This window comes from Caballeronia sp. M23-90, assembly GCF_053574605.1.
This window is the reverse complement of sequence record NZ_JBSIPA010000546.1, coordinates 1-4136: the sequence shown is the minus strand read 5'-3', so window position 1 is coordinate 4136 and position 4136 is coordinate 1. Positions and strand designations below refer to the sequence as shown.

General features: G+C 61.2%; 3 protein-coding genes. All 3 read right to left on the bottom strand.

Annotated elements, in window-relative coordinates; all coding sequences use genetic code 11:
• Positions 1-558: LPS-assembly lipoprotein LptE (locus tag ACRXB1_RS32155; protein ID WP_449494332.1), on the bottom strand; the 558-nt coding region annotated here is incomplete at its 3' end.
• 74 nt (positions 559-632) lie between these two features.
• The gene (leuS, locus tag ACRXB1_RS32150) at positions 633-3227 is read right to left on the bottom strand and encodes a leucine--tRNA ligase (RefSeq protein WP_449494331.1); all 2595 of its coding nucleotides are present in this window, start codon (positions 3225-3227) and stop codon (positions 633-635) included.
• A 290-nt stretch (positions 3228-3517) separates the two neighbouring features.
• On the bottom strand, positions 3518-3943 hold the full coding sequence (locus ACRXB1_RS32145; protein WP_061998507.1) for an ExbD/TolR family protein: 426 nt from the start codon (positions 3941-3943) through the stop codon (positions 3518-3520).
• Positions 3944-4136: the final 193 nt, after the last annotated feature.

Genomic DNA, 4136 nt, shown 5'->3' with positions numbered 1-4136 from the left:
TCTTTTTTTTTTTAATGATCCGGCGCCCCCCGAGACCTCCCCCCTATCCTCCACTCTTTCCCTCCACGCCGCCCTTCCGATCTGCCCGACGGCGAGCCGGCGCGTCAGTTGATCGACGGCGTCGAACTGCATGTCGCGGAACAGCGTCTGCGCTTCCGTACCCTTCGCCAACGTGAACTGGTCGCTATATGTCAGCGCGCGGTTTAGCGCGATCGTACTTGGCGGGATGAGGATCGTGCCGTCGGCACCGACCATCGAGTAGCCGAGGTTGTAGTCGAGTTCATATTCCTGCACGACACCCTGGGCATTCAGGCTCAACGTCTTCATACCCGTGCCGCCGGTCAGCGAGAGGATAGCGTCGGGCTTCTCGGACGCCTTGACGATCACTGTGTCGCTGCCGCCTTCCACCACCCGCTGCAGCCGTCCAATCATTTCCGGCGTGCCGCCGACGATTGCCAGCCGCTTGAATGCGTAGTCCTGCTGACCGCGCAACTGAAAACCGCACGCGGACAGCAGCAACGCGCCGCACGCGAGCGACAGGACCGACCGTCGGCTGATCTTTTTGTGGGTCGAACTGAAGCCTTTGCTGCTCACAACGTCCTCCAGAATTTGCGCGGCGCGCGATTTCAGGCTCATACGACCACGTTCACCAGACGGCCCGGCACGACGATCACCTTCTTCGGCGTGCGTCCCTCCGAGAATTTTTCGAACATCTCGTGCGCAACCGCAGCCTTTTCGATGTCCTCGCGCGACGCATCCTTGGCCATGATCATCGAGCCGCGCACCTTGCCATTCACCTGCAGCACGAGCTCGATTTCGGATTGCTCGAGCGCGGCTTCGTCCACTTTCGGCCAGGGTGCATCGAGCAGACTGCCATACACGTTCGCGTAACCCAGTTCCTGCCACAACTGGAACGTGAGGTGAGGCACGACGGGATACAGCACGCGCAGCAACACGCCGAAGGTCTCGTTGATCACGGCCGGCGTCGCGTCTTTCGCGCCGTCCACCGCGTTCAACATCTTCATCGCCGCCGATACAACCGTGTTGTACTGCAAACGGCCATAGTCGAAGTCGGCTTGCTTCAAGATGGTGTAGATCTCGCGGCGCAGTGTACGGTCGGAATCGTTGAGCTTGGATGTATCGAGCTTGCCGTGCGTCTTGAGCGCGTCAGCGCGGCCATGCGCCAGTTGCCAGACGCGACGCAGGAAGCGGCTTGCGCCTTCGACGCCCGTGCCCGACCATTCGAGCGATTGCTCCGGGGGGGCTGCGAACATCACGAAGAGGCGTGCCGTGTCGGCGCCGTAGGCATCGATCAGCGATTGCGGATCAACACCGTTGTTCTTCGACTTCGACATCTTCTCCACGCCGCCGATCACGACCGGCTGGCCGTCGGCATTCAGCACGGCGCCGATGGGGCGGCCTTTGTCGTCGTGCGACACGGTCACGTCCGCCGGGTTGATCCACGTCTTCTTGCCGGCCGCGTCTTCACGATAGTACGTTTCGTTCAGCACCATGCCCTGCGTGAGCAGGTTCTTCGCGGGTTCGTCGAAGTTCACGAGACCCAGGTCGCGCATCACCTTCGTCCAGAAACGCGAGTACAAAAGGTGAAGAATGGCATGCTCGATTCCGCCGATGTACTGGTCCATCGGCATCCAGTAATCGGTGCGCTCGTCGACCATGGTCTTGGCATCGGGTGCTGCGTAGCGCGAGAAATACCACGACGAATCCACGAACGTGTCCATGGTGTCCGTCTCGCGTTTTGCCGGCGCGCCGCACTTCGGACATGTGCAATTCACGAATGCTTCCGACTTCGCAAGCGGGTTGCCCGTGCCATCCGGCACGAGGTCTTCCGGCAAGACGACCGGCAGATCGGCTTCCGGCACCGGCACGTCGCCGCACGCGGCGCAGTGGATGATCGGAATCGGCGTGCCCCAGTAACGCTGGCGGGAAATGCCCCAGTCGCGCAGGCGCCAGGTGATTTGTTTATCGCCGAAATTCTTTGCCTTCAGGTCGGCCGCAATCGCGTTCACGGCTTCTTCAAAGCCGAGGCCGTCGTACTTGCCGCTGTTGATCAGCGTGCCCGTACCCTTCTCGCCATACCACTCTTCCCACGCGTCCGTGCTGTAGGTCTTGCCTTCGACCGCGACCACTTGCTTGATCGGCAGGTTGTATTTCTTCGCGAACGCGAAATCGCGCTCGTCGTGCGAAGGCACGCCCATCACCGCGCCTTCGCCGTAGCTCATCAGCACGTAATTGCCAATCCACACTTCGACCTTTTCCTGCGTCAGCGGATGCGTGACAAGGAAGCCGGTCGGCATGCCCTTCTTTTCCATGGTCGCGACATCGGCCTCGGCCACGCCGCCGCGCTTGCATTCTTCAATGAAGGTTTGCAACGCGGGGTTGTCGCGAGCAAGGCGCGTTGCCAGCGGATGTTCCGCGGCGACCGCTGCGAAGGTCACGCCCATGATGGTGTCGGCGCGCGTGGTGAAAACGCGCAGCAATTTGCTTTCGCCGTCGATCTCATAGGGGAAACCGAAATTCACGCCGAAGCTCTTGCCGATCCAGTTCTGCTGCATCAACTTCACGCGCTCGGGCCAGCCGAGGCCGTCGAGGTCGCCGAGCAACTGGTCCGCGTATTCCGTGATGCGCATGTAGTACATCGGGATTTCGCGCTTTTCCACGAGCGCGCCCGAGCGCCAGCCGCGCCCGTCGATCACCTGTTCGTTCGCGAGCACCGTCTGGTCGACCGGGTCCCAGTTCACCGTGCCGGTCTTTTTATACGCAATGCCCTTTTCCAGCATCTTCAGGAACAGCCACTGGTTCCACTTGTAGTACTCAGGTTTGCAAGACGCGATTTCCCGCGACCAGTCGATAGCCAGCCCCATCGACTGCATCTGCTTCTTCATGTAGTCGATGTTGTCGTAAGTCCACTTCGCCGGCGGCACGTTGTTCGCCATCGCCGCGTTTTCCGCCGGCATGCCGAACGCGTCCCAGCCCATGGGCATCAGCACGTTGTGGCCGTTCATGCGCAGGAACCGGTACATCACGTCGTTGATGGTGTAGTTGCGCACGTGGCCCATGTGCAGCTTGCCCGACGGATACGGCAGCATGGACACGCAGTAGAACTTCGGCTTGTCGCTGGTTTCGGTCGACCGGTAGACATCTTTCGCGCGCCAGTCGCTTTGCGCTGCGGATTCGACGTCGGCGGGTACGTATTTATCTTGCATGGTGTGGTCTTGGCGGTTTTGCCTTGCGGCGATGTGGCAGTGTTGCCCGGAAAAGCGTCACGGCCAGGCTCCGGGCGATGCTCGGCGGGCGTCGGTCACGGGTCTCGTCGAGATCGAGGCCGTCTGGCATGGTGCCCGGGCCGCTCCTTCAGCGTGGTTCCATGCCCCGGTGACGCAATGTAGACATGGAGGCCGCCCGCGCGGCCAAAGCGCGATTATACCGTTGAGGCGAAGGGTTCTGGCGAGGCGCGCCTTTGGGTGACCGGCTCGCCTCACAAGCCCGGATTCTCTCAGTGCGTGGGCTTCGCAGGCTCCGTCACAAAGCCGATCTTGCTCAAGCCCGCGCTTTGCGCGGCGCCCATCACCCGTGCGATCACGTCATAACGCGTCGCCGCCGATGCCCTTAGATGCAACTCCGGTTGCGTCGCTTTCTTGCCTTCGGCCGCGAATTGCGCCTGCATCTGCTCGAAGGCGACCGGTTTGTCGTTCCAATAGAACTTGCCGGTGTCATCGATGGAAAGCGTGATCGTGTCCGGCGTCTCGCGCACGACCTGCGATGCGACCTTCGGCAGATCCAGCCGGATTGCGTGCGTGAACAAAGGCGCGGTGATGATGAAAATCACGAGCAGCACCAGCATCACGTCGATCAACGGCGTCATGTTGATCTCCGCCATGGGAGCGCCGTTCGATTTCTTGTCCAGTCCGCCGAATGCCATGATGTAATCGTCCGGTTCGCGGTTGGGAAGCTTCGGCTCAGGCCACGTGGTCCTGAACGGCCGCGCTCTTTCACGCTTGATCCACGCATGACCAAGAACGAACGACTGCGCACGCTTGCCGAGACGCTGCGCGAGCAAAGCGTATTGCGCTTGCGTGAAGCCGCAACGCTGCTCGATGTATCGGAGATGACGG